The organism is Pseudonocardia sp. ICBG601 (genome assembly GCF_020496245.1).
Genome location: NZ_JAHLJA010000064.1, coordinates 1 through 20,373, shown reverse-complemented (window position 1 = coordinate 20,373; position 20,373 = coordinate 1). Strand labels below are relative to the sequence as shown.

At 74.3% G+C, this 20,373-nt stretch carries 17 protein-coding genes and 6 pseudogenes; 10 read left to right on the top strand and 13 right to left on the bottom strand.

Going from position 1 to position 20,373, the window contains the following annotated elements; translation table 11 throughout:
- Nucleotides 1–55: 55 nt before the first annotated feature.
- Nucleotides 56–826, top strand: a complete 771-nt coding sequence (pcaD, locus tag KPL57_RS19990; RefSeq protein WP_043279851.1) for a 3-oxoadipate enol-lactonase — start codon at nt 56–58, stop codon at nt 824–826.
- On the opposite strand, the gene KPL57_RS19985 is transcribed toward pcaD, so the two are convergent.
- Complete coding sequence (locus KPL57_RS19985) at nt 798–1,430, bottom strand: CGNR zinc finger domain-containing protein (RefSeq protein WP_020625334.1); 633 nt, start codon at nt 1,428–1,430, stop codon at nt 798–800. The genes pcaD and KPL57_RS19985 overlap by 29 nt on opposite strands.
- Before the next feature lie 55 nt (nt 1,431–1,485).
- Here KPL57_RS19985 and KPL57_RS19980 point away from each other — a divergent pair, with 55 nt between their 5' ends.
- Nucleotides 1,486–2,430 carry a DMT family transporter gene (locus KPL57_RS19980; protein WP_226352739.1) on the top strand — a complete coding sequence of 315 codons (945 nt, stop codon included), beginning with the start codon at nt 1,486–1,488 and terminating at the stop codon, nt 2,428–2,430.
- Between the two features lie 159 nt (nt 2,431–2,589).
- On the top strand, nt 2,590–2,787 hold the full coding sequence (locus KPL57_RS19975; protein WP_226352738.1) for a DUF397 domain-containing protein: 198 nt from the start codon (nt 2,590–2,592) through the stop codon (nt 2,785–2,787).
- Here KPL57_RS19975 and KPL57_RS19970 read toward each other — a convergent pair.
- Together KPL57_RS19970 and KPL57_RS19965 are read right to left on the bottom strand one after the other, a co-directional pair.
- Entirely contained in the window at nt 2,784–3,650 is an 867-nt protein-coding gene (locus tag KPL57_RS19970; RefSeq protein WP_226352728.1) for a helix-turn-helix transcriptional regulator, read from the bottom strand. The two genes, KPL57_RS19975 and KPL57_RS19970, sit on opposite strands and share 4 nt — an antisense overlap.
- Nucleotides 3,651–3,763: 113 nt before the next feature.
- Nucleotides 3,764–4,450 carry a thioredoxin domain-containing protein gene (locus tag KPL57_RS19965; RefSeq protein ID WP_226352737.1) on the bottom strand — a complete coding sequence of 229 codons (687 nt, stop codon included), beginning with the start codon at nt 4,448–4,450 and terminating at the stop codon, nt 3,764–3,766.
- A 224-nt stretch (nt 4,451–4,674) separates the two neighbouring features.
- Here KPL57_RS19965 and KPL57_RS19960 point away from each other — a divergent pair.
- The 3 genes and pseudogenes from KPL57_RS19960 (at nt 4,675) to KPL57_RS19950 (ending at nt 7,940) form a co-directional block, all read left to right on the top strand.
- Nucleotides 4,675–6,899 (top strand): annotated as a pseudogene (locus tag KPL57_RS19960) (heavy metal translocating P-type ATPase).
- Nucleotides 6,900–7,058: 159 nt separating this feature from the next.
- A complete protein-coding gene (locus KPL57_RS19955) occupies nt 7,059–7,541 on the top strand; it encodes a cupin domain-containing protein (protein WP_226352736.1) in 483 nt (160 codons plus the stop codon).
- Nucleotides 7,542–7,694: 153 nt separating this feature from the next.
- A complete protein-coding gene (locus KPL57_RS19950) occupies nt 7,695–7,940 on the top strand; it encodes a helix-turn-helix transcriptional regulator (protein ID WP_226352735.1) in 246 nt (81 codons plus the stop codon).
- Between the two features lie 6 nt (nt 7,941–7,946).
- Here the strand turns inward: KPL57_RS19950 and KPL57_RS19945 are convergent, their stop codons facing one another.
- The 5 genes from KPL57_RS19945 to KPL57_RS19925 all read right to left on the bottom strand — a co-directional run bounded on the left by KPL57_RS19945 (nt 7,947) and on the right by KPL57_RS19925 (nt 10,985).
- On the bottom strand, nt 7,947–8,201 hold the full coding sequence (locus KPL57_RS19945) for a hypothetical protein (RefSeq protein WP_226352734.1): 255 nt from the start codon (nt 8,199–8,201) through the stop codon (nt 7,947–7,949).
- Nucleotides 8,171–8,878 carry an MFS transporter gene (locus tag KPL57_RS19940; RefSeq protein ID WP_264198333.1) on the bottom strand — a complete coding sequence of 236 codons (708 nt, stop codon included), beginning with the start codon at nt 8,876–8,878 and terminating at the stop codon, nt 8,171–8,173. Before KPL57_RS19940 ends, KPL57_RS19945 begins: the two co-directional genes overlap by 31 nt.
- Nucleotides 8,875–9,135 carry a hypothetical protein gene (locus tag KPL57_RS19935; protein WP_226352733.1) on the bottom strand — a complete coding sequence of 87 codons (261 nt, stop codon included), beginning with the start codon at nt 9,133–9,135 and terminating at the stop codon, nt 8,875–8,877. Before KPL57_RS19935 ends, KPL57_RS19940 begins: the two co-directional genes overlap by 4 nt.
- 782 nt (nt 9,136–9,917) lie before the next feature.
- A complete protein-coding gene (locus tag KPL57_RS19930; protein ID WP_226352732.1) occupies nt 9,918–10,766 on the bottom strand; it encodes a cytochrome c oxidase assembly protein in 849 nt (282 codons plus the stop codon).
- A gap of 39 nt (nt 10,767–10,805) precedes the next feature.
- On the bottom strand, nt 10,806–10,985 hold the full coding sequence (locus tag KPL57_RS19925) for a hypothetical protein (protein WP_226352731.1): 180 nt from the start codon (nt 10,983–10,985) through the stop codon (nt 10,806–10,808).
- 380 nt (nt 10,986–11,365) lie between these two features.
- Here KPL57_RS19925 and KPL57_RS72365 point away from each other — a divergent pair.
- Together KPL57_RS72365 and KPL57_RS72360 are read left to right on the top strand one after the other, a co-directional pair.
- Nucleotides 11,366–13,275 (top strand): annotated as a pseudogene (locus KPL57_RS72365) (cytochrome c oxidase assembly protein).
- Nucleotides 13,276–13,340: 65 nt separating this feature from the next.
- Nucleotides 13,341–14,240: pseudogene (locus KPL57_RS72360) on the top strand (MFS transporter); the annotation flags it as partial.
- Nucleotides 14,241–14,550: 310 nt separating this feature from the next.
- On the opposite strand, the pseudogene KPL57_RS72355 reads toward KPL57_RS72360, so the two are convergent.
- The 3 genes and pseudogenes from KPL57_RS72355 to KPL57_RS72350 form a co-directional block, all read right to left on the bottom strand.
- A pseudogene (locus tag KPL57_RS72355) lies at nt 14,551–14,721 on the bottom strand (helix-turn-helix domain-containing protein); the annotation flags it as partial.
- A 152-nt stretch (nt 14,722–14,873) separates the two neighbouring features.
- Nucleotides 14,874–15,356, bottom strand: a complete 483-nt coding sequence (locus KPL57_RS19910; RefSeq protein WP_226352730.1) for a cupin domain-containing protein — start codon at nt 15,354–15,356, stop codon at nt 14,874–14,876.
- A gap of 159 nt (nt 15,357–15,515) precedes the next feature.
- A pseudogene (locus tag KPL57_RS72350) lies at nt 15,516–17,745 on the bottom strand (heavy metal translocating P-type ATPase).
- 224 nt (nt 17,746–17,969) lie between these two features.
- Between KPL57_RS72350 and KPL57_RS19900 the strand changes: the two are divergent.
- A complete protein-coding gene (locus KPL57_RS19900) occupies nt 17,970–18,590 on the top strand; it encodes a thioredoxin domain-containing protein (RefSeq protein ID WP_226352729.1) in 621 nt (206 codons plus the stop codon).
- 178 nt (nt 18,591–18,768) lie between these two features.
- Nucleotides 18,769–19,635: a helix-turn-helix transcriptional regulator gene (locus tag KPL57_RS19895; protein ID WP_226352728.1), complete on the top strand. Its 867-nt coding sequence runs from the start codon at nt 18,769–18,771 to the stop codon at nt 19,633–19,635.
- A 45-nt stretch (nt 19,636–19,680) separates the two neighbouring features.
- Here KPL57_RS19895 and KPL57_RS72345 read toward each other — a convergent pair.
- Together KPL57_RS72345 and KPL57_RS19885 are read right to left on the bottom strand one after the other, a co-directional pair.
- A pseudogene (locus KPL57_RS72345) lies at nt 19,681–19,830 on the bottom strand (DUF397 domain-containing protein); the annotation flags it as partial.
- 159 nt (nt 19,831–19,989) lie between these two features.
- Nucleotides 19,990–20,373 (bottom strand): EamA family transporter (locus tag KPL57_RS19885; protein ID WP_226352727.1); only part of this gene is annotated, 384 nt, incomplete at its 5' end.

The following is a 20,373-nucleotide window of genomic DNA, read 5'->3' as shown; positions in this document are numbered from 1 at the left end:
CGCCCACGACCCTACGAACCCGGGCCGCGATCCGCAGCCGGTGCAGGATGGGCACATGGCACTCGATCTGCACCACGTCGTGGACGGTCCGGCCGACGCACCGGCGGTGCTGTTCGGCCCGTCGCTGGGTACCGACCTGCACCTGTTCGACGCCCAGGTGGCGGCCCTGTCCGACCGCTTCCGCTGCGTCCGGTTCGACCTGCCGGGCCACGGCGACTCGGCCCCCGTCACCGGTGACCTGACGATCGCCGACCTCGGCCGCGGCGCGCTCGCCGCCGCCGACGCCGCCGGGGTCGCGGACTTCCACTACGTCGGCGTCTCGATCGGCGGGGCGATCGGCCAGTGGCTCGGCGTGCACGGCGGGGAGCGGGTGCGCAGCATCGCGGTCCTGGCGACGGCGGCGCGCTTCCCGAACCCGGACTCGTGGCCGCAGCGCGCGGCGACCGTGCGGGCGGACGGCACCGCCGCGATGGTCGGCTCCCGCCCCGGGACCTGGTACGTCGAGTCCTGGGCGCAGCGCGACCCGGCCGGAGAGCAGCGGCTGCTGGACATGCTGCGCGCCTCCGACGACGAGAGCTACGCCGCCTGCTGCGCCGCCATCGGCGCCTTCGACATCCGCGCCGAGCTGGGCGGGGTGTCGGTGCCGGCACTCGCCGTGGCGGGGGCGGACGACCCGGCGACGCCGCCGTCGTCGCTGCACGAGATCGCCGACGCGATCCCCGGCGCCCGCTACGCCGAGGTCGCCGACTCGGCCCACCTACTGAACTACGAGCGCCCCGACGAGGTGAACGCCCTGCTCACCGAGCACCTGACGGCCCGGAGCTGACCCGCCCCGGCCCGCCCGCGCCGGAGGAAGGGCGCTCGGAGGAACGGGTGGCGCGGCGGGCGCGGTAGGCGGCGACGTGCGCGCGGTTCGCGCAGTTGCCGGTGTCGCAGAAGCGCTTGGAACGGTTGCGGGACAGGTCGACCAGCACGGCGTCGCAGTCCTCGGCGGCGCAGCGGCGCAGCCGGGACAGGTCGTCGCGGCGCACCAGGTCGACGACCGACATCGCGATCTCCGCGCCCATCCGGTCCGCCAGCGGGGCGTCCTGCGGGGTGACGTGCAGGTGCCAGTCCCAGCCGTCGTGCCGCGCGAGGTGCGGGCGCGCGTCGGTCTCGGCGAGGATGGCGTTGACCAGGGTGACGGTGCCGTCGCGGTCGGGGCCGTCGTCCTCGCCGTGGGCGGGCCACAGCCCGGCCAGCCGCTCGCGGAGCACCCGGACGGCCCGGCGCTCGTCGTCGGAGCCGGCGCGGCGCCCCGAGTACGGCTGCTCGGCCAGCCACGCGGCGAAGCCCGGCACGTCGTCGAGCGGGTCCGGGTCGGCCCGACGGGTGTTCACCAGCGCCGCGGCCGCCGCGAGCAGCACCTGGGTGTCATGGGCGAATTCCATGTTGACCCCTGACATGGTCGGTTCCTAGTGTCAGGAGTCTATTGGTGCTTCGGTCGTGACACGGGATCACGTGGTCCGCGGGCTGCTGTGGGCGCTGGTCTCGGCCGCCGCGTACGGCTTCTCCGGACCGCTCGGTGCGGCGTTCCTGGAGGCGGGCTGGTCGCCCGGGCTCACGACGCTGCTGCGCATCGCCGGCGCGGCGGTCCTGCTCCTCCCGGTGACGGTCGTGATGCTGCGCCGCTACCCGCTCAGCGCGCCGAACGCCCGCAAGGTCCTGCTCTACGGCCTGGCCGCCGTCGCGGGTGTCCAGCTGTGCTTCTTCCAGGCGTTGCAGCACCTGTCGGTGGGCGTCGCGCTGCTGCTGGAGTTCCTCGCGCCCGTGCTGCTCGTCGGCTGGACGTGGGCGCGGACCCGGACCGCCCCGGCGGCGGTGACGCTCGTCGGCTGCCTGGTCTCGCTGGTCGGGCTGGTACTGGTCGTCGACCCGTTCGGGCCGCAACGCGTCGACCTGACGGGAATCCTGTGGGGCCTCGGCTCGGCGGCGTGCGTCTGCGTCTACTTCCTCCTCCCCGGCGGCGACGACCGGGGCGGCGTCCCACCGCTGTTGATGATCTCCGGCGCGATGGTCGTCGGCGCGGTGACGCTCACGGTGACCGGTCTGCTGGGCATCACGCCGTGGCGGGTGGGGGAGTCCAGCGGGAGCCTGGCGGGCACCGACGTGCCGTGGCCGGTGCTGCTGGGGATGCTGGTCGTGCTCGCGACGGTGCTGCCGTACCTCACGGGGATCATCGCGATCCGACGGCTCGACACGCGGGTCGCCTCGTTCGTGGGGCTGTCCGAGGTGATGTTCGGGGTGCTGGCGGCCTGGGTGCTGATCGCGCAGGTCCCGAGCCTGATCCAGGTGGCGGGCGGGGTGCTGATCCTCGGGGGGATCATGCTGATCCGGCGGGCGGAGAACCGGGTCGCGGCGACGCCGGGGGAGATCGCCACCCAGGGCTGAGCGCCACTCCCCGACCGGGACGAACGAGTGAACCTCTCCTCGGCCGGGCGCCGGTCACGCCCTTCGCCGGGGGCGCTCGTTGTACGAGGCGTCGGTGCCGCTCCCCGCACCGACGGTGCTGCCGGCCCCGACCGGCGTGATGCGAAGCCGAGGTCGACAGTGTCCGAGGGGCAGTTCGTCACCAGTTCCTTCTGTGCGAAGGGCGAGTGCGTCGCGGTGGCCGCCGACGCGGCCGGTGTGCGTGTCCGGTCGACGACCGCGGAGGCGACCGTCGTCGGTTTCACCGACGACGAGTGGACGGCCTTCGTCCGCGGGGTCAAGAACGGCGAGTTCGACCTCGACCGTCTGCGCGGCTAGGACCGCCCCGCGAACCGTCGCTCCAGCATCGCGCGGCTCTCGTCGGGGGACATGGCCCGGTCGAGGAGCTGGCGCCAGATCCGGCGGTAGTCGGCGACGGCCTGCGGGGTGTCGACGAAGACGTCGTTCTCCGTGCCCTCGACGTTGACCATCGGCCAGTCCGTCTCGGGACGGCGTGGGGTGAAGACGGAGAACGTGCTGGTCGCGCTCGTCCAGCCGGCGTGGAACGGCAGGATCTGCAGCGTGACGTTGGGCTGGTCGCCCCGGCGGATCAGCTCGCTGATCTGCGCCCGGAGCACCTCCTGGTCGGCGCACCGGTGCAGTGCGACCTCGTCGAGGAGGACGTGGAGCTCCAGCGGCGGGGCCTCGGCCCGGTCGGGCTCGATGACGTTCTGCCGGCCGAGGCGGATCTCCACCATGCGCTCGATCTCGCTCCGGGCCCGACCGGCGAACACCTCGGTCAGGAGCAACCTCGCGTAGTCCTCGGTCTGCAGGAGACCGGAGATCGGGATGCTGAACGTCTCCTTGGCCCGGGCCTCCGCCTCCAGGGAGATGAGCATGTCCAGGTCGACGCCCGACGGTGCGGGACCGAAGGGCTCCCACCAGCCCGGAGCCTTCGCGTCGTTCGCCCATCCCAGGATCCGCTCGCGTTCGGCGTCGGATGCCTCGTAGATGTCCAGCAGGTCGCGGACGTCACGGAACTTCGGCTCCACCTGCCCCGTCTCGATGCGGGACAGCTTGGAGGGCGAGACCTCGAGGAGCTTCGCGATCTCGGAGAGCTGCCGGTGGCGCCCCGTGCGGAGCTGCTTGAGGGCCCAGCCCAGCCGTTTGCGGATGACGAGTGGGCCGTGTGCCGCGGTCATGACCACACGTCCTCCGGTGGCTCCTGCCGATGGTCGCCCACGATGCTACTGCGGGTGCAATTGCAGATCGGATGGTGCGTCCGCTCCGCCGCCGGGGGCCGGACCCGCGTGGGTCAGCCCGCGGCGACCGCCTGCGCGACGGCCTGCGGGGTCGCGTCGACCTGGGTGCCGTCGACCTTCACGGTCGGGGTGCCGGACACGCCGTCGCGCAGCGCCTGCTGGGTGATCTGGGTGACCCAGGGGGCGTAGCGCTGGTCGTCGACGCACTGGGCGAAGTCGCCGCCCGCGCCGACCTTCTGCCCGAGCGCGACCAGCTGCTCGTTCGGGAGCCCGGCGCCGCCCTCGGCGGGCTGGTTGTCGTAGAGCTCCTTCTCGAACTGCGGGAACACCCCCGCCGCGGCCGCGCACCCCGCCGCGGCGCCCGAACGGGTCGAGTACCGGGTCGACGAGGCGCGGTCCAGGATGGCGATGGGGTGGTAGACGATCTTCGCCTGGCCGGAGGAGACGAGCTGGTCGAGGGTCTGCCCGGCCTGCGCCTCGAACTGCTTGCAGATCGGGCACTGGAAGTCGAGGTAGATGTCGATCGTCTTCGGGGCCGCCTCGTTGCCGACGGTCACGCCCTGCGCGGACGCGTTGGCCGGGACCGCGATCCCGCCCCCGGAGTTCTTCCAGTAGACGCCTACACCGACGACGGCCGCGAAGGCCACGACGACGATCACTGCGATCACCGTGAACTGCGACGGTCCCTTCTTCGCGGTGAGCGGGTTCTTCGCCGCCGCCTTCCGCTTCCCGGTGGCCATCAGGGTCTCCTCCTCGGACGTCCGTGTGCCCCGCTCCCGACGACCAGTTGTACGCCCTCTCGTCCCGCAACGGTTCGGCGGGGCATCGGTCCGCCGCAGGTCAGGGGCCCGGGTGGCGGATCTTCGATCGCGTGTAGAACCATGGGGTCGTGAGTACCGACAGCGCCGTGGACCGGTCCGCGCCGGAGACGGACGTCCGTACGGTCGAACTCAAGATCGACGGCATGACCTGCGCCGCCTGCGTCGGCCGCGTCGAGCGCAAGCTCGGCAGGCTCGACGGCGTCGACGCGACCGTCAACCTCGCGACCGAGCGCGCGCTGGTCCGGTACCCGTCGGCGACCCCGGTCGCGACCCTGGTCGAGACGGTCCGCAAGGCCGGCTACGGCGCCACCGAGATCCGTCCCACCGACACCGGTGACGAGGCCACCTCCGACGACACCGCGCTGCGCCGGCTGCGGACCAGGATGGCCGTCGCGCTCATCCTGTTCATCCCGCTGGCCGACCTGTCGCTGGCGATGTCGCTGGTGCCGTCGCTGCGCTTCCCGTACTGGCAGTGGGTGGTCGTGGCGCTCGCGCTGCCCGTCGTCGGCTGGGCGGCGTGGCCGTTCCACCGCACCGCGGTGCTGAACCTGCGTCACGGGACGACGTCGATGGACACCCTCGTCTCGCTCGGCGTGATCTCGGCCTCGGCCTGGTCGCTGGGGGAGATGGCCTTCCTCGACACCCGGCAGACCCTCACGGGGTGGGACGCGGTGCTGCACCCCTCCGGGCCGCTCTACCTCGAGGTCGCCGCCGGGGTGACGACGTTCGTGCTGGCCGGGCGGTACTTCGAGGCCCGCGCCCGCCGTACCGCCGGGCGGGTCATGCGCTCGCTCGCCGCGCTGGAGACCGACGAGGTCACCGTCCTGTCCGGGGGTGCGGAGTCCCGCGTCCCGGTGCGACGCCTGCGGGTCGGCGACCGTTTCCTGGTGCGGCCGGGCGAGCGGGTCGCCGCCGACGGCGTCGTCGAGACCGGGCGGGCCGCCGTCGACACCAGCGCGATGACCGGCGAGCCGGTCCCGGTCGAGGTCGGGCCGGGCGACGCCGTCACCGGCGGCACGATCGCCTCGGGCGGGCGGCTGGTCGTCGTCGCCGAGCAGGTCGGGGCCGACACCCGCCTCGCGCGGATGATCGCGGCCGTCGAGCGGGCGCAGACCGAGAAGTCCGCGACGCAGCGGTTGGTCGACCGGGTGTCGTCGGTGTTCGTGCCGGTGGTGCTGGGGTTGGCGCTGCTCACCCTCGGGGGCTGGCTGCTGGCCGGTGCGGGGTGGGCCGGCGCGCTGGCCCCCGCGATCGCCGTCGTGATCATCGCCTGCCCGTGCGCGCTGGGGCTGGCGACGCCGACCGCGCTGATGGTCGCGACCGGCCGCGGCGCCGAGCTGGGCATCTTCGTGAAGGGGCACCGGGCGCTGGAGACCACCCGGGCCGCCGACACCGTCGTGCTCGACAAGACCGGCACGCTGACGACCGGGCGGATGGCCGTGGTCGAGGTCGCGGCCGTCCCGGGTGGCGACGCGGCGCAGCTGCTGGCCCGCGCCGCCTCCGTCGAGAGCGGGTCCGAGCACGCCATCGCCGTCGCGATCCGTGCCCACGCCGGTTCGGACGTCCCGGCGGTGGAGGACTTCGTCGCGCTGCCCGGGCTCGGAGCCCGCGGCACCGTCGACGGTCGCACCGTCACCGTCGGTCGTCCTCCGGAGGTCCCGGGTGCGCTCGCACCGCGGCTCGCGGAGTGGGAGGCGGCCGGGCACACCGTCGTCGCCGTGCACGTCGACGAGGCTCTCGCCGGGCTGGTCGCGCTGGCCGACCCGGTGAAGGAGTCCGCGCCGGTGGCCGTCGCCGAGCTGGTCGCGATGGGGCTGCGCCCGGTGCTGCTGACCGGTGACCGGCCCGCCGCCGCGCACGCCGTCGCCGCCGCCTGTGGGATCACCGAGGTCGTCGCCGGCGCGCTGCCCGACGGCAAGTCGACCACATCCGTGCGCTGCAGGCCCAGGGCCGCACCGTCGCGATGGTCGGCGACGGGGTGAACGACGCCGCCGCGCTCGTCGCCGCGGACCTGGGCATCGCCGTGGGCTCGGGCACCGACGTCGCCCTGGAGGCCGCCGACGTCGTACTCGTGCGCGACGACCTGCGCGTGCTCCCGGGCGACCGTCGAGCTGGCCCGCGCCACGATGGGCACCATCCGCGGGAACCTCTGGTGGGCGTTCGGCTACAACACCGCGGCGATCCCGTCGCCATGGCGGGCCTGCTGAACCCCCTGCTCGCCGGGGCCGCGATGGCGCTCTCGTCGTTCCTGGTGGTCACCAACAGCCTGCGGCTGCGGAAGGCCGCGAGCTGGGCCGACGGGGCGTTGGGCGGGTCACGCACCCCGGTCGGCGAGGAGAGCACCGATTACGTCGAGGCGCGGGACTGACTCCCGTCCGGGGCGGGCCGGTGGGGGATTCCCGCATCGGGGCCGCGGGACGAGCTTCCACTGCCGTGAGCAGCTACCGAGGTGGTCCCGCACCGCGGCCGTGACGAGCCGCTGCGCACCGACCGGAATAGCCGGTCGGGCAGCGTGGCTGATCACGGTGTGACCGCACCTCTACCCGATGCGATCGACTCCCGTCTCGACCGGATGCTCGCCGGCATGGAGTGGGAGCTGCGCCGGTCCCGCCGATCCCGGGTGACCGACGGCGCCGTGTCCACGGTGCTCCGCGACACCGCCGGGTTCGTGTTCCTGCACGACGGCCGCGCCGCGGTCCGGGCGGCGGCCGAGCAGGGCTGGACCGCGGTCGCGGCGGGCGACCTCGTCCTGGTCCCGCGGCGCGCCGACCTGACCGTCCGCGGCGACGGCGGCGCCGAGGCCACCGTCGTCGAGCTGACGCGGCCCCGGCCGCGCGGCCCGACGAGGGCCCGCTCCCGGACGCGGTGGTCGCCCGGTCGTTCGGGGCCGCCGAGCCGGGCATGGCGGTCCTGGTCCGCGGCATGGCGTGCGGGTGGAGCACCGTCGGCGGGGCGGTCCGCAGCGGCGACACGGCGATCTGTTCGCGGATCGCGACCACGATCGCGGTGACCGCGGTGCGCATGTGGGTCGAGCAGCAGCCCTGCTGCGCGGACCAGTGGCTGTCCTCCGCGCTGGACCCGCGCATCGGGCGGGCCCTGCGCGCCGTGCACGCCGACCTCACCCGCGCCTGGACGGTGGCCGACATGGCCCCGGGAGGCGACCATGTCCCGGGCCGCCTTCGCCGAACGCTTCACCGAGCTGGTCGGGCGCAGCCCCGCCGGGTACCTGACCGCCGTCCGGGTCGGGGTGGGGCGGGAGCTGCTCGCCGACGACACGGCCACCGTTGCGGAGGTCGCGCACCGGGTCGGCTACCGCTCCGAGCTCGGGTTCGCCCGCGCCTTCCGGCGGGAAGCAGGCATGTCGCCGTCCCAGTGGCGCGCCTCGGCCCGGGCGGTCCGGGCCCGCTGACCCGGCCTACGACCGGCTCGGCTCCTGCGGCGCGGACCCGAACGCCAGCCCACCCACCGTCGCCACCACGGCCGCCGCCGCCAGCGTGACGCGGACCCCGACGCCGTCGACGAGCAGTCCGCCGGCGACGGCGCCCACGGTGATGCCGAGCTGGAAGCCCGCGACGAGCAGCCCGCCGCCCGCCTCCATCCGGTCCGGCACCACCCGGGCCATCCACGTCGACACGACCGTCAGCCAGGCACCGAACGACAGCCCCCACACCGCGACACCCGCGACGACGACCGGCGCAACCGCGGGGAACGTCGCCACCGACGCGGACCCCTGCGGCCAGCACCAGCGGGACGGCGTACCGCACCAGCCGCAGGTACCGGTCCACCAGCATCCCGACGACGAGGTTGCCCACCACCCCACCGGCGCCGAACACCGCGAGCAGCACGGCCACCCCGCCGGCGTCGAGCCCTGGGACGGTCCCGAGCGCGGGCCGGACGTAGGTGAACGCGGCGAAGCCCCAGGACGGTCAGTACGTGACCGGCCAGCCCACGCGGCATCCCGGGGGCGCGCAGCGTGTCGACCAGCGGGCGCAGCCCGTCGGCGGCGTCCGGCGCGACCCGGGGCAGCACGGTGCGGATCGTGAGCGCGGTCAGCGCGGACAGGACCGCGACACCGACGAACACGGCCTGCCACCCCGCCAGCGCACCGAGGTAGACGGCCACCGGCACCCCGGCGACCGTCGCGAGGGTGGTGCCGGTGTTGACCAGCATCATCGACCGTCCGAGCCGGCCCGGCGTGCTCAGCCGGGACGCCACCGCCAGCGACATCGCCCAGAACCGCCGATCGCCGCACCCAGCAGGAGCCGGGCGGCCAGCAGCACGACGAAAGCTCGGCGCGATCGCGACCAGCAGGTTCGACACCGCGGCGGCCGCCGCGAGCACGGTCAGCAGGGCGCGGCGGTCGACCCGCGGGAGCAGCGCGCCGATCGTCGGGGCGACGAGGAGCCCACGAACGCCGTCGCCGACACCGCCTGGCCCGCCTGCCCCTCGGTGATGCCGAGCGTGGTGGCCATCGGGGTGAGCAGACCGGGCGGGAGGAACTCCGCGAGGACCAGGACGAAGCTCGTGAGGGCCATGACGCCGACGGCGCCCCAGGCGGTGCGGTCCGGACGGGTGGAGGTGGATGTGGTGGATGTGTCGGTCACGCTGTCAGCCTTCGCCGTGGTGCGGCCGGGTACCCGTCCGATCGTCCGGCGTGACAGACCGGTCGTCCGGATCGGGGGCCGTGGTCAGAGCACGGGTTGCACCGGCAACTCCCCTTGTGCGGCGAACGAGGTGGCGACGACGTGGCCGCCGCGCCGAGGTCGAGGAACCGGGGCGGCGGGCCGCCGTCGGTGACGTGCCGGCGCCTGGGATGACGGCCGGGCACCACGTCCGCGGTGACCCCGGCCTCGGTGAGCAGCCGGGCGATGCCGTCGATGAGGCCGCGCGGCCCCCGCGCGAGCAGGCCCGACCACCCGCCAGGTGCGCGGGGAGGTCGTCGAGCCGGTGGAAGCACTCCACCGGCGGGTACCAGCCGCCGGTCTCGGACTCGACCAGGACGCGGAGCCGGTACGCCAGCAGCTCCGGCCCCCGCGGCGCACCGCGGACGTACACCGAGTCCGAGATCTCGGTGTGCAGGCGGAGTCGGGTGCTCGTCGTGGACCTCGACGTGCGTGACGTCCGCCCCGGGGTGCCGGCGAGCTCCCAGCGAGGACGCCGTCGGCGTCGATCCGGGCGTGCGTCCGCGCCAGCTCTCGACGTCCTCCTCCCAGGGTTGGTCGAGGACGAGGTCGACGGACAGCCGCTCGCCCGCGATCCGCACGGCACCGACCCGTGCCTCGACCTGGTACTCCGCGACGACCGTCCCGAGCAGCTCCAGGTCGAGCGGCTGCTCCGCCACGCTCACCCGCCCGCCGCATCTGCTCCAGCATCGCGTTGTACGCCTTCAGCTCCGCGTCGTCGTCCCGCTCGGCCTGCGGTCCTTGCGGGCGGCCTCCCGGGAGTCGTCGCGCGACCACTGCACCACGAGCGTGACCATCACCAGCAGCATCGGGATCTCACCGGTCGCCCAGGCGATCCCGCCGCCGGTGCGCTGGTCGTCGAGCAGGTCCACCCAGGGCAGCCCGACCTGGCGGTAGAAGTTCTCGCCGAGCACCGTGGAGGAGCTCATCACCGCGACGCCGAAGAACGCGTGGAACGGCATCGTCGCGAGCATGACGGCGAGCCGGCCCAGGTGCGGCAGCCGGTGCGGGGCGGCGTCGACGCCGATCAGCGGCCAGAGGAACAGGTAGCCGACCAGCACGAAGTGCAGTTCATCAGCTGGTGGGTCCAGTGGAACCGCAGCGCCCCGTCGAACAGCGGGGTGAAGTACAGGACGTAGAACGAGCGACGAACAGCACCGCCGCAACGCCGGGTGCGTCACGACCTTCGCGACGCGCGAGTGCACCGCCGCGAGCAGCCACTCCCGCGGGCCGGGCGGGTTGCCGCGGCCCGCCGGGCGCAGCACCCGCAGCGCGAGCGTGACCGCGCCGCCGAGGCTCAGCAGGATCGGCGCGAGCATGTTCAGCGTCATGTGGCTGATCATGTGGACGCTGAACATGGACGGGGAGTAGAAGCCCAGCCCCGACGACGTCGCGACCAGCAGCGTGGCGCAGCCCAGCAGCCAGGCGACGGTGCGCCCGACCGGCCACCTCACTCCGCGGGCCGCCAGCCGTCGCACGGCGGCCAGGTACAGCCCGGCGAGCACCAGCGCGCCGGTGCCGAACAGCAGGTTCCAGCGCCAGTCGACGAGCACCTGCGAGCGCCGAGAACGGCCGGGTGATGTCCCAGCCGATCAGGGTCTGCAAAGCCGAGTCGTCGGCGACGACGAACCGCGGCGGCACCAGCCGGATGTCGCGACGCCCAGCGTCGCCACCGTCGCCCCCAGCACCGCGACGATCGGCAGCAACCGGCCCGGCACCGGTCCGGCCGGGTCGGCGACGAGCCCGCGGGCCAGCAGCGCGGTCAGCGGCACAGGGCCGCGAGCAGCACCGCCACGACGACGGCGACCCGCACGTAGGGCGACCCGCCGAGCGGTCCGGCGTCGGTCACCACCAGCTGGGAACGCCCTCACCGACCAGGTACACGACCCGCCGACGGCGAGCAGGCCGCGGACCGGCCCGCGGTCCGCCCTCGACGACGCCCCCGTGCACGCGGAACGCGACCAGCGGGCGACCAGCCCCAGCCAGGCGGTGCCGCGCTGGTCGCGTTCCGCGTGCCGGGGGCGTCGTCGAGGGGCGGACGCGGGCCGGCGTCCGCGGCCTGCTCGCCGTCGGCTGGGGTCGTGTACCTGGTCGGTGAGGTCGTCTTCCAGCTGGTGGTGACCGACGCCGGACCGCTCGGCGGGTCGCCTACGTGCGGGTCGCCGTCGTGGGCGGGGTGCTGCTCGCGGCCCTGGTGCCGCTGGACCGCGCTGCTGGCCCGCGGGTCGTCGCCGACCCGGCCGGACCGGTGCCGGGCCGGTTGCTGCCGATCGTCGCGGTGCTGGGGGCGACGGTGGCGACGCTGGGCGTCGCGAGCATCCGGCTGGTGCCGCCGCGGTTCGTCGTCGCCGACGACTCGGCTTTGCAGACCCTGATCGGCTGGGACATCACCCGGCCGTTCTCGGCGCGCTCGCGGTGCTCGTCGACTGGCGCTGGAACCTGCTGTTCGGCACCGGGCGCGCTGGTGCTCGCCGGGCTGTACCTGGCCGCCGTGCGACGGCTGGCGGCCCGCGGAGTGAGGTGGCCGGTCGGGCGCACCGTCGCCTGGCTGCTGGGCTGCGCCACGCTGCTGGTCGCGACGTCGTCGGGGCTGGGCTTCTACTCCCCGTCCATGTTCAGCGTCCACATGATCAGCCACATGACGCTGAAACATGCTCGCGCCGATCCTGCTGAGCCTCGGCGGCGCGGTCACGCTCGCGCTGCGGGTGCTGCGCCGGCGGGCCGCGGCAACCCGCCCGGCCCGCGGGAGTGGCTGCTCGCGGCGGTGCACTCGCGCGTCGCGAAGGTCGTGACGCACCCGGCGTTCGCGGCGGTGCTGTTCGTCGGCTCGTTCTACGTCCTGTACTTCACCCCGCTGTTCGACGGGGCGCTGCGGTTCCACTGGACCCACCAGCTGATGAACCTGCACTTCGTGCTGGTCGGCTACCTGTTCCTCTGGCCGCTGATCGGCGTCGACGCCGCCCCGCACCGGCTGCCGCACCTGGGCCGGCTCGCCGTCATGCTCGCGACGATGCCGTTCCACGCGTTCTTCGGCGTCGCGGGTGATGAGCTCCTCACGGTGCTCGGCGAGAACTTCTACCGCCAGGTCGGGCTGCCTGGGTGGACCTGCTCGACGACCAGCGCACCGGCGGCGGGATCGCCTGGGCGACCGGTGAGATCCCGATGCTGCTGGTGATGGTCACGCTCGTGGTGCAGTGGTCGCGCGACGACTCCCGGGAGGCCGCCCGCAAGGACCGGCAGGCCGAGCGGGACGACGACGCGGAGCTGAAGGCGTACAACGCGATGCTGGAGCAGATGCGGCGGGGGCGGGTGAGCGTGGCGGAGCAGCCGCTCGACCTGGAGCTGCTCGGGACGGTCGTCGCGGAGTACCAGGTCGAGGCACGGGTCGGTGCCGTGCGGATCGCGGGCGAGCGGCTGTCCGTCGACCTCGTCCTCGACCAACCCTGGGAGGAGGACGTCGAGGAGCTGGCGCGGACGCACGTCCGGATCGACGCCGACGGCGTCCTCGGCTGGGAGCTCGCCGGCACCCCGGGGCCGGACGTCACGCACGTCGAGGTCCACGACGAGCACCCGGCACTCCGCCTGCACACCGAGATCTCGGACTCGGTGTACGTCCGCGGTGCGCGCGGGGGGCCGGAGCTGCTGGCGTACCGGCTCCGCGTCCTGGTCGAGTCCGAGACCGGCGGCTGGTACCCGCCGGTGGAGTGCTTCCACCGGCTCGACGACCTCCCCGCGCACCTGGCGGGTGGTCGGGGCCTGCTCGCGCGGGGCCGCGCGGCCTCATCGACGGCATCGCCCGGCTGCTCACCGAGGCCGGGGTCACCGCGGACGTGGTGCCCGGCCGTCATCCCAGGCGCCGGCACGTCACCGACGGCGGCCCGCCGCCCCGGTTCCTCGACCTCGGCGCGGCGGGCCACGTCGTCGCCACCTCGTTCGCCGCACAAGGGGAGTTGCCGGTGCAACCCGTGCTCTGACCAACGGCCCCGATCCGGACGACCGGTCTGTCACGCCGGACGATCGGACGGGTACCCGGCCGCACCACGGCGAAGGCTGACAGCGTGACCGACACATCCACCACATCCACCTCCACCCGTCCGGACCGCACCGCCTGGGGCGCCGTCGGCGTCATGGCCCTCACGAGCTTCGTCCTGGTCCTCGCGGAGTTCCTCCCGCCCGGTCTGCTCACCCCGATGGCCACCACGCTCGGCATCACCGAGGGGCAGGCGGGCCAGGCGGTGTCGGCGACGGCGTTCGTGGGGCTCCTCGTCGCCCCGACGATCGGCGCGCTGCTCCCGCGGGTCGACCGCCGCGCCCTGCTGACCGTGCTCGCGGCGCGGCCGCCGCGGTGTCGAACCTGCTGGTCGCGATCGCGCCGAGCTTCGTCGTGCTGCTGGCCGCCCGGCTCCTGCTGGGTGCGGCGGATCGGCGGGTTCTGGGCGATGTCGCTGGCGGTGGCGTCCCGGCTGAGCACGCCGGGCCGGCTCGGACGGTCGATGATGCTGGTCAACACCGGCACCACCCTCGCGACGGTCGCCGGGGTGCCGGTGGCCGTCTACCTCGGTGCGCTGGCGGGGTGGCAGGCCGTGTTCGTCGGTGTCGCGGTCCTGTCCGCGCTGACCGCGCTCACGATCCGCACCGTGCTGCCCCGGGTCGCGCCGGACGCCGCCGACGGGCTGCGCCCGCTGGTCGACACGCTGCGCGCCCCCGGGATGCCGCGTGGGCTGGCCGGTCACGTACTGACCGTCCTGGGGCACTTCGCCGCGTTCACCTACGTCCGGCCCGCGCCTCGGGACCGTCCCAGGGCTCGACGCCGGCGGGGTGGCCGTGCTGTCGCGGTGTTCGGCGCCGGTGGGGTGGTGGGCAACCTCGTCGTCGGGATGCTGGTGGACCGGTACCTGCGGCTGGTGCGGTACGCCGTCCCGCTGGTGCTGGCCGCAGGGGTCGCGTCGGTGGCGACGTTCCCCGCGGTGCTGCCGGTCGTCGTCGCGGGTGTCGCGGTGTGGGGGCTGTCGTTCGGTGCCTGGCTGACGGTCGTGTCGACGTGGATGGCCGGGTGGTGCCGGACCGGATGGAGGCGGGCGGCGGGCTGCTCGTCGCGGGCTTCCAGCTCGGCATCACCGTGGGCGCCGTCGCCGGCGGACTGCTCGTCGACGGCGTCGGGGTCCGCGTCACGCTGGCGGCGGCGGCCGTGGTGGCGACGGTGGGTGGGCTGGCGTTCGGGTCCGCGCCGCAGGAGCCGAGCCGGTCGTAGGCCGGGTCAGGGGCGCCCGCCCGGACCGCCCGGGCCGAGGCGCGCCACTGGGACGGCGACATGCCTGCTTCCCGCCGGAAGGCGCGGGCGAACCCGAGCTCGGAGCGGTAGCCGACCCGGTGCGCGACCTCCGCAACGGTGGCCGTGTCGTCGGCGAGCAGCTCCCGCCCCACCCCGACCCGGACGGCGGTCAGGTACCCGGCGGGGCTGCGCCCGACCAGCTCGGTGAAGCGTTCGGCGAAGGCGGCCCGGGACATGGTCGCCTCCCGGGCCATGTCGGCCACCGTCCAGGCGCGGGTGAGGTCGGCGTGCACGGCGCGCAGGGCCCGCCCGATGCGCGGGTCCAGCGCGGAGGACAGCCACTGGTCCGCGCAGCAGGGCTGCTGCTCGACCCACATGCGCACCGCGGTCACCGCGATCGTGGTCGCGATCCGCGAACAGATCGCCGTGTCGCCGCTGCGGACCGCCCGCCGACGGTGCTCCACCCGCACGCCATGCCGCGGACCAGGACCGCCATGCCCGGCTCGGCGGCCCCGAACGACCGGGCGACCACCGCGTCCGGGAGCGGGCCCTCGTCGGGCCGCGCGGCCGGGGGCCGCGTCAGCTCGACGACGGTGGCCTCGGCGCCGCCGTCGCCGCGGACGGTCAGGTCGGCGCGCCGCGGGACCAGGACGAGGTCGCCCGCCGCGACCGCGGTCCAGCCCTGCTCGGCCGCCGCCCGGACCGCGGCGCGGCCGTCGTGCAGGAACACGAACCCGGCGGTGTCGCGGAGCACCGTGGACACGGCGCCGTCGGTCACCCGGGATCGGCGGGACCGGCGCAGCTCCCACTCCATGCCGGCGAGCATCCGGTCGAGACGGGAGTCGATCGCATCGGGTAGAGGTGCGGTCACACCGTGATCAGCCACGCTGCCCGACCGGCTATTCCGGTCGGTGCGCAGCGGCTCGTCACGGCCGCGGTGCGGGACCACCTCGGTAGCTGCTCACGGCAGTGGAAGCTCGTCCCGCGGCCCCGATGCGGGAATCCCCCACCGGCCCGCCCCGGACGGGAGTCAGTCCCGCGCCTCGACGTAATCGGTGCTCTCCTCGCCGACCGGGGTGCGTGACCCGCCCAACGCCCCGTCGGCCCAGCTCGCGGCCTTCCGCAGCCGCAGGCTGTTGGTGACCACCAGGAACGACGAGAGCGCCATCGCGGCCCCGGCGAGCAGGGGGTTCAGCAGGCCCGCCATGGCGACGGGGATCGCCGCGGTGTTGTAGCCGAACGCCCACCAGAGGTTCCCGCGGATGGTGCCCATCGTGGCGCGGGCCAGCTCGACGGTCGCCGGGAGCACGCGCAGGTCGTCGCGCACGAGTACGACGTCGGCGGCCTCCAGGGCGACGTCGGTGCCCGAGCCCACGGCGATGCCCAGGTCCGCGGCGACGAGCGCGGCGGCGTCGTTCACCCCGTCGCCGACCATCGCGACGGTGCGGCCCTGGGCCTGCAGCGCACGGATGTGGTCGACCTTGCCGTCGGGCAGCGCGCCGGCGACGACCTCGGTGATCCCACAGGCGGCGGCGACGGCGTGCGCGGCGGCGGGCCGGTCACCGGTCAGCAGCACCGGGCGCAGCCCCATCGCGACCAGCTCGGCGACGGCCACCGGCGCGGACTCCTTCACCGGGTCGGCCAGCGCGACCAGCCCGGCGAGAGCCTCGTCGACGTGCACGGCGACGACGGTGTGCCCGGCCGCCTCCCACTCCGCGAGCCGCGGTGCGAGCGCACCCGGGACCTCCGGAGGACGACCGACGGTGACGGTGCGACCGTCGACGGTGCCCGCGGGCTCCGAGCCCGGGCAGCGCGACGAAGTCCTCCACCGCCGGGACGTCCGAACCGGCGTGGGCACGGATCGCGACGGCGATGGCGTGCTCGGACCCGCTCTCGACGGAGGCGGCGCGGGCCAGCAGCTGCGCCGCGTCGCCACCCGGGACGGCCGCGACCTCGACCACGGCCATCCGCCCGGTCGTCAGCGTGCCGGTCTTGTCGAGCACGACGGTGTCGGCGGCCCGGGTGGTCTCCAGCGCCCGGTGCCCCTTCACGAAGATGCCCAGCTCGGCGCCGCCGCGGCCGGTCGCGACCATCAGCGCGGTCGGCGTCGCCAGCCCCAGCGCGCACGGGCAGGCGATGATCACGACGGCGATCGCGGGGGCCAGCGCGCCGGCCCACCCCGCACCGGCCAGCAGCCAGCCCCCGAGGGTGAGCAGCGCCAACCCCAGCACCACCGGCACGAACACCGACGACACCCGGTCGACCAACCGCTGCGTCGCGGACTTCTCGGTCTGCGCCCGCTCGACGGCCGCGATCATCCGCGCGAGGCGGGTGTCGGCCCCGACCTGCTCGGCGACGACGACCAGCCGCCCGCCCGAGGCGATCGTGCCGCCGGTGACGGCGTCGCCCGGCCCGACCTCGACCGGGACCGGCTCGCCGGTCATCGCGCTGGTGTCGACGGCGGCCCGCCCGGTCTCGACGACGCCGTCGGCGGCGACCCGCTCGCCCGGCCGCACCAGGAAACGGTCGCCGACCCGCAGGCGTCGCACCGGGACGCGGGACTCCGCACCCCCGGACAGGACGGTGACCTCGTCGGTCTCCAGCGCGGCGAGCGAGCGCATGACCCGCCCGGCGGTACGGCGGGCGCGGGCCTCGAAGTACCGCCCGGCCAGCACGAACGTCGTCACCCCGGCGGCGACCTCGAGGTAGAGCGGCCCGGAGGGGTGCAGCACCGCGTCCCACCCCGTGAGGGTCTGCCGGGTGTCGAGGAAGGCCATCTCCCCCAGCGACCAGGCCGAGGCCGAGATCACGCCGAGCGAGACGAGGGTGTCCATCGACGTCGTCCCGTGACGCAGGTTCAGCACCGCGGTGCGGTGGAACGGCCACGCCGCCCAGCCGACGACGGGCAGCGCGAGCGCCACGACCACCCACTGCCAGTACGGGAAGCGCAGCGACGGCACCAGCGACATCGCCAGCGACAGGTCGGCCAGCGGGATGAACAGGATGAGCGCGACGGCCATCCTGGTCCGCAGCCGGCGCAGCGCGGTGTCGTCGGAGGTGGCCTCGTCACCGGTGTCGGTGGGACGGATCTCGGTGGCGCCGTAGCCGGCCTTGCGGACCGTCTCGACCAGGGTCGCGACCGGGGTCGCCGACGGGTACCGGACCAGCGCGCGCTCGGTCGCGAGGTTGACGGTCGCGTCGACGCCGTCGAGCCTGCCGAGCTTGCGCTCGACGCGGCCGACGCAGGCGGCGCAGGTCATGCCGTCGATCTTGAGTTCGACCGTACGGACGTCCGTCTCCGGCGCGGACCGGTCCACGGCGCTGTCGGTACTCACGACCCCATGGTTCTACACGCGATCGAAGATCCGCCACCCGGGCCCCTGACCTGCGGCGGACCGATGCCCCGCCGAACCGTTGCGGGACGAGAGGGCGTACAACTGGTCGTCGGGAGCGGGGCACACGGACGTCCGAGGAGGAGACCCTGATGGCCACCGGGAAGCGGAAGGCGGCGGCGAAGAACCCGCTCACCGCGAAGAAGGGACCGTCGCAGTTCACGGTGATCGCAGTGATCGTCGTCGTGGCCTTCGCGGCCGTCGTCGGTGTAGGCGTCTACTGGAAGAACTCCGGGGGCGGGATCGCGGTCCCGGCCAACGCGTCCGCGCAGGGCGTGACCGTCGGCAACGAGGCGGCCCCGAAGACGATCGACATCTACCTCGACTTCCAGTGCCCGATCTGCAAGCAGTTCGAGGCGCAGGCCGGGCAGACCCTCGACCAGCTCGTCTCCTCCGGCCAGGCGAAGATCGTCTACCACCCCATCGCCATCCTGGACCGCGCCTCGTCGACCCGGTACTCGACCCGTTCGGGCGCCGCGGCGGGGTGCGCGGCCGCGGCGGGGGTGTTCCCGCAGTTCGAGAAGGAGCTCTACGACAACCAGCCCGCCGAGGGCGGCGCCGGGCTCCCGAACGAGCAGCTGGTCGCGCTCGGGCAGAAGGTCGGCGCGGGCGGCGACTTCGCCCAGTGCGTCGACGACCAGCGCTACGCCCCTGGGTCACCCAGATCACCCAGCAGGCGCTGCGCGACGGCGTGTCCGGCACCCCGACCGTGAAGGTCGACGGCACCCAGGTCGACGCGACCCCGCAGGCCGTCGCGCAGGCGGTCGCCGCGGGCTGACCCACGCGGGTCCGGCCCCCGGCGGCGGAGCGGACGCACCATCCGATCTGCAATTGCACCCGCAGTAGCATCGTGGGCGACCATCGGCAGGAGCCACCGGAGGACGTGTGGTCATGACCGCGGCACACGGCCCACTCGTCATCCGCAAACGGCTGGGCTGGGCCCTCAAGCAGCTCCGCACGGGGCGCCACCGGCAGCTCTCCGAGATCGCGAAGCTCCTCGAGGTCTCGCCCTCCAAGCTGTCCCGCATCGAGACGGGGCAGGTGGAGCCGAAGTTCCGTGACGTCCGCGACCTGCTGGACATCTACGAGGCATCCGACGCCGAACGCGAGCGGATCCTGGGATGGGCGAACGACGCGAAGGCTCCGGGCTGGTGGGAGCCCTTCGGTCCCGCACCGTCGGGCGTCGACCTGGACATGCTCATCTCCCTGGAGGCGGAGGCCCGGGCCAAGGAGACGTTCAGCATCCCGATCTCCGGTCTCCTGCAGACCGAGGACTACGCGAGGTTGCTCCTGACCGAGGTGTTCGCCGGTCGGGCCCGGAGCGAGATCGAGCGCATGGTGGAGATCCGCCTCGGCCGGCAGAACGTCATCGAGCCCGACCGGGCCGAGGCCCCGCCGCTGGAGCTCCACGTCCTCCTCGACGAGGTCGCACTGCACCGGTGCGCCGACCAGGAGGTGCTCCGGGCGCAGATCAGCGAGCTGATCCGCCGGGGCGACCAGCCCAACGTCACGCTGCAGATCCTGCCGTTCCACGCCGGCTGGACGAGCGCGACCAGCACGTTCTCCGTCTTCACCCCACGCCGTCCCGAGACGGACTGGCCGATGGTCAACGTCGAGGGCACGGAGAACGACGTCTTCGTCGACACCCCGCAGGCCGTCGCCGACTACCGCCGGATCTGGCGCCAGCTCCTCGACCGGGCCATGTCCCCCGACGAGAGCCGCGCGATGCTGGAGCGACGGTTCGCGGGGCGGTCCTAGCCGCGCAGACGGTCGAGGTCGAACTCGCCGTTTCTTGACCCCGCGGACGAAGGCCGTCCACTCGTCGTCGGTGAAACCGACGACGGTCGCCTCCGCGGTCGTCGACCGGACACGCACACCGGCCGCGTCGGCGGCCACCGCGACGCACTCGCCCTTCGCACAGAAGGAACTGGTGACGAACTGCCCCTCGGACACTGTCGACCTCGGCTTCGCATCACGCCGGTCGGGGCCGGCAGCACCGTCGGTGCGGGGAGCGGCACCGACGCCTCGTACAACGAGCGCCCCCGGCGAAGGGCGTGACCGGCGCCCGGCCGAGGAGAGGTTCACTCGTTCGTCCCGGTCGGGGAGTGGCGCTCAGCCCTGGGTGGCGATCTCCCCCGGCGTCGCCGCGACCCGGTTCTCCGCCCGCCGGATCAGCATGATCCCCCCGAGGATCAGCACCCCGCCCGCCACCTGGATCAGGCTCGGGACCTGCGCGATCAGCACCCAGGCCGCCAGCACCCCGAACATCACCTCGGACAGCCCCACGAACGAGGCGACCCGCGTGTCGAGCCGTCGGATCGCGATGATCCCCGTGAGGTACGGCAGCACCGTCGCGAGCACGACCAGCATCCCCAGCAGCACCGGCCACGGCACGTCGGTGCCCGCCAGGCTCCCGCTGGACTCCCCCACCCGCCACGGCGTGATGCCCAGCAGACCGGTCACCGTGAGCGTCACCGCGCCGACGACCATCGCGCC

What these genes read in the sequence shown, in the direction of transcription:
- pcaD (WP_043279851.1), top strand. Translation starts at nt 56, where the DNA reads ATGGCACTCGATCTGCACCACGTCGTGGACGGTCCGGCCGACGCACCG.
- KPL57_RS19985 (WP_020625334.1), bottom strand. Translation starts at nt 1,430, where the DNA reads ATGGAATTCGCCCATGACACCCAGGTGCTGCTCGCGGCGGCCGCGGCG.
- KPL57_RS19970 (WP_226352728.1), bottom strand. Translation starts at nt 3,650, where the DNA reads ATGACCGCGGCACACGGCCCACTCGTCATCCGCAAACGGCTGGGCTGG.
- KPL57_RS19965 (WP_226352737.1), bottom strand. Translation starts at nt 4,450, where the DNA reads ATGGCCACCGGGAAGCGGAAGGCGGCGGCGAAGAACCCGCTCACCGCG.
- KPL57_RS19950 (WP_226352735.1), top strand. Translation starts at nt 7,695, where the DNA reads ATGTCCCGGGCCGCCTTCGCCGAACGCTTCACCGAGCTGGTCGGGCGC.
- KPL57_RS19900 (WP_226352729.1), top strand. Translation starts at nt 17,970, where the DNA reads ATGGCCACCGGGAAGCGGAAGGCGGCGGCGAAGAACCCGCTCACCGCG.
- KPL57_RS19895 (WP_226352728.1), top strand. Translation starts at nt 18,769, where the DNA reads ATGACCGCGGCACACGGCCCACTCGTCATCCGCAAACGGCTGGGCTGG.